The following is a 3,045-nucleotide window of genomic DNA, read 5'->3' as shown; positions in this document are numbered from 1 at the left end:
CAGCACCTGGGGGTTGATGCTGCAGCCGGCGCCTTCCACGGCAAAGTTCGACAGGTTCTTGGCCGCGCCAAAACCGCCCGGCACGATCAGCGCGTCAAAGTCTGCGGCGTTGGCTTGGCCAATATCCTTCACGGCGCCTCGGGCGATGCGCGCGGATTCCACCAGCACGTTGCGCGATTCGGGCATTTCTTCGCCCGTGAGGTGGTTGATCACGTGCAACTGCGCTACGTCGGGTGCAAAGCATTCCACTTGAGCGCCGCGCTGGTCCAGGCGCAGCAGGGTGATCACGCTTTCATGGATCTCTGCGCCGTCGTACACGCCACAGCCGGAAAGGATCACTGCAATCTTTTTGCTCATGGGCATTTCTCCTGATTCATGGCGTTAAATGTCTACTAATTTGTAACCTCTTGCCAATGGGAACTCACGTCGCTGCACCTAATCTTGATGTAACAAAAATAGACCGGACTAGCCCATGGACTTTGTGCCTTACGCAGTACCGTTTTTTATTGCCCTGATCGTGGTCGAGTTGCTGGCCGACCGTTGGCGTGGCGTGCGCAACTACCGAGTGGCGGATGCCATCAACAGCCTCAGCACCGGAGTGCTGTCCACCACCACAGGCTTGCTCACCAAGGGCGTGGGCCTGCTGACCTACGCGTTCGCCATCGAGCACCTGGCGCTGTTCGAATTGCCTGCCCAGAGTGCCTGGACCTGGGTGTTTGCCTTTGTGTTCTATGACTTCTGCTACTACTGGCTGCACCGCATGGGTCATGAGCGCAACATACTGTGGGCCGCGCATTCGGTGCATCACCAGAGCGAGGACTACAACCTCAGCACCGCTTTGCGCCAGACCAGCACCGGTTTCCTGCTGAGCTGGATCTTCTACTTGCCCCTGGCGGTGGTTGGTGTGCCACTGGTGGTGTTTATCAGCGTGGCGTCGCTCAACCTGCTGTATCAATTCTGGGTCCATACACGCCATGTTCCCAAGCTTGGCTGGTTCGAATGGTTTTTCGTCACACCGTCCAATCATCGGGCCCACCATGCGCAGAACGCTCTCTACATGGATCGCAACTACGGCGGGGTGTTCATTATTTGGGACCGACTGTTCGGTACCTTCCAGGAGGAAGACGATAACGAACCGTTGATTTTCGGTGTGACCACACCCTTGGCCAGCTGGAACCCGCTGTGGGCCAACCTGCAGTTTTATGCGCAACTCTGGAGTGACGCCCGGCGTACTGAGCGTTGGTGGGACAAGCTGCGTATCTGGTTCATGCGCACCGGCTGGCGCCCGGCGGACGTCAAGGCCAAGTACCCGATGGCCAAGCCGGACCTGAGTCAGTTCCGCAAATTCGAGGTGCCGCTGGATGTGCGCCAACAGGTCTACATCGCCTTGCAGTTTGCGGCCTATGTAGGGTTTGGCAGTTATCTGATGAATTTCGGTGAGGGCTTGCCCTCCACGGCGCTGGTCCTTGGCTGGGGCACGATGGCGCTGGGGTTGTTTACCCTGGGCGTGGCGCTGGAGAATCGCCCATGGGCGCTGAAGGCCGAGCTGGCGCGCCTGGCGCTGAATGTTCCCTTGGTATGGCTGGCGCCGCTGGTGGGGTTGTGGCCCGCCAGCAACCTGGGCTGGCTGGGCCTGGCGAGCTACAGCCTGCTCAGCATCATCGGCCTCTACTGTTGCAGAAGCCGGCTTACTCGGTTGGTGTCTTAGGCGTTTCGACCGAGGCTGGCTCGTTAGCCAGCCGAGCCTTGGCCTCGGCACAGGCTTGGCGGGCGATGCGGGCATTCTTGAAGCGACGGCGCAGCCACAGGCCAAAGCCCAGCACCAGCAAGGCGGCCAATACCCACAACTCGTATTTCTTGACGCTGCCGAGCATTCCTTCCAGCACTGCGCCGAAGTGATAGGCTGCCGCCCCCAGTGCCGCGGCCCAGATCGCCGCGCCAATACCGTTCAGAACCAGGTAGCGCAACGGTGGGTAGCCGGACAGGCCAATCGCCACGGGCATCACCGTGCGCAACCCGTATACGAAGCGGAAACTCAATACCCAGATATCCGGATGCTTGCGGATATGTTCCAGTGCCTTGTCGCCCATCAGTTGCCAGCGCGGCTTGCGCGCCAGCAACTTGCGGCCGTGCTTGCGCCCCATGTAGTACCAGAGCTGGTCGCCGGCGTAGCTGCCAAAAAAGGCAACGACCACCACCAGGTTGATATCCATGTAGCCACGGAACGCCAGGAAGCCTGCGAGTACAAGGATGGTCTCGCCTTCGAAGAACGTGCCGAGAAAGAGGGCAAAGTAGCCGAAGTCATGCAGAAATTGTTGAAGCATGGTCTAGGGTGCTGGCGAAATGAACGCGCAGCCTACGCCTTCACGAAGATTCATGAAAGTATCGAGATGTGTCACGAAGTGAACAATTCCTACGCAAATGACGAATGGGACTACAGGTCGTGTCGATAAGCACAACTGTCATTCATTCGTCATAATGGCCGCTTATAACTGCAACGCTCGCCCGTAAACACGGGCTCAGGAGTCTGTCGTGAGCTTTACCCCTGCCAATCGCCTGTTCCCCGCCACCCGTCTGCGTCGCAATCGTCGTGATGATTTTTCTCGTCGCCTGGTACGTGAAAATGTACTGACCACGAATGATCTGATCCTGCCGGTTTTCGTGCTCGACGGTGAAAATCGCCGGGAAGCGGTGGCGTCGATGCCGGGTGTGGAGCGTCTGACCATTGACCTGTTGCTTGAAGAGGCGGCGAAGTGGGTCGAATTGGGCATCCCGGCGCTGGCGCTGTTCCCGGTGACCCCGGCCGAACTCAAGACCCTGGACGCCGCCGAAGCCTGGAACCCCCAGGGGATTGCCCAGCGTGCCACCCGTGCCCTGCGCGAGCGTTTCCCGGAGCTGGGCGTGATCACCGACGTGGCCCTGGACCCTTTCACCACCCACGGCCAGGATGGCATTCTTGACGAAGACGGTTATGTTCAGAACGACATCACCGTCGATGCACTGGTCAAGCAGGCGTTGTCCCACGCGGCTGCGGGCGCCCAGGTG

General features: G+C 59.5%; 3 protein-coding genes and 1 pseudogene. 2 read left to right on the top strand and 2 right to left on the bottom strand.

Annotation, left to right across the window (positions count from 1 at the left end; all coding sequences use genetic code 11):
• Positions 1–357, bottom strand: a 357-nt coding sequence (gene elbB, locus BKD70_RS23545; RefSeq protein ID WP_083286091.1) for an isoprenoid biosynthesis glyoxalase ElbB, incomplete at its 3' end; no start/stop codon positions are given.
• A gap of 115 nt (positions 358–472) precedes the next feature.
• On the opposite strand from elbB, the gene BKD70_RS23540 reads away from it, so the two are divergent.
• Positions 473–1,708, top strand: a complete 1,236-nt coding sequence (locus BKD70_RS23540) for a sterol desaturase family protein (protein WP_070415500.1) — start codon at positions 473–475, stop codon at positions 1,706–1,708.
• On the opposite strand, the gene BKD70_RS23535 is transcribed toward BKD70_RS23540, so the two are convergent.
• Positions 1,689–2,324: a DedA family protein gene (locus tag BKD70_RS23535; RefSeq protein WP_034129029.1), complete on the bottom strand. Its 636-nt coding sequence runs from the start codon at positions 2,322–2,324 to the stop codon at positions 1,689–1,691. The genes BKD70_RS23540 and BKD70_RS23535 overlap by 20 nt on opposite strands.
• Positions 2,325–2,532: 208 nt before the next feature.
• Here BKD70_RS23535 and BKD70_RS23530 point away from each other — a divergent pair.
• Positions 2,533–3,045, top strand: a pseudogene (locus BKD70_RS23530) (porphobilinogen synthase); the annotation flags it as partial.

Origin of the sequence: Pseudomonas sp. BS-2016 (genome assembly GCF_001806145.1) — a bacterium.
Lineage (GTDB): Bacteria > Pseudomonadota > Gammaproteobacteria > Pseudomonadales > Pseudomonadaceae > Aquipseudomonas > Aquipseudomonas lundensis.
This window is presented reverse-complemented; position numbering and strand designations above follow the sequence as displayed.

What these genes read in the sequence shown, in the direction of transcription:
- BKD70_RS23535 (WP_034129029.1), bottom strand. Translation starts at nt 2,324, where the DNA reads ATGCTTCAACAATTTCTGCATGACTTCGGCTACTTTGCCCTCTTTCTC.
- BKD70_RS23540 (WP_070415500.1), top strand. Translation starts at nt 473, where the DNA reads ATGGACTTTGTGCCTTACGCAGTACCGTTTTTTATTGCCCTGATCGTG.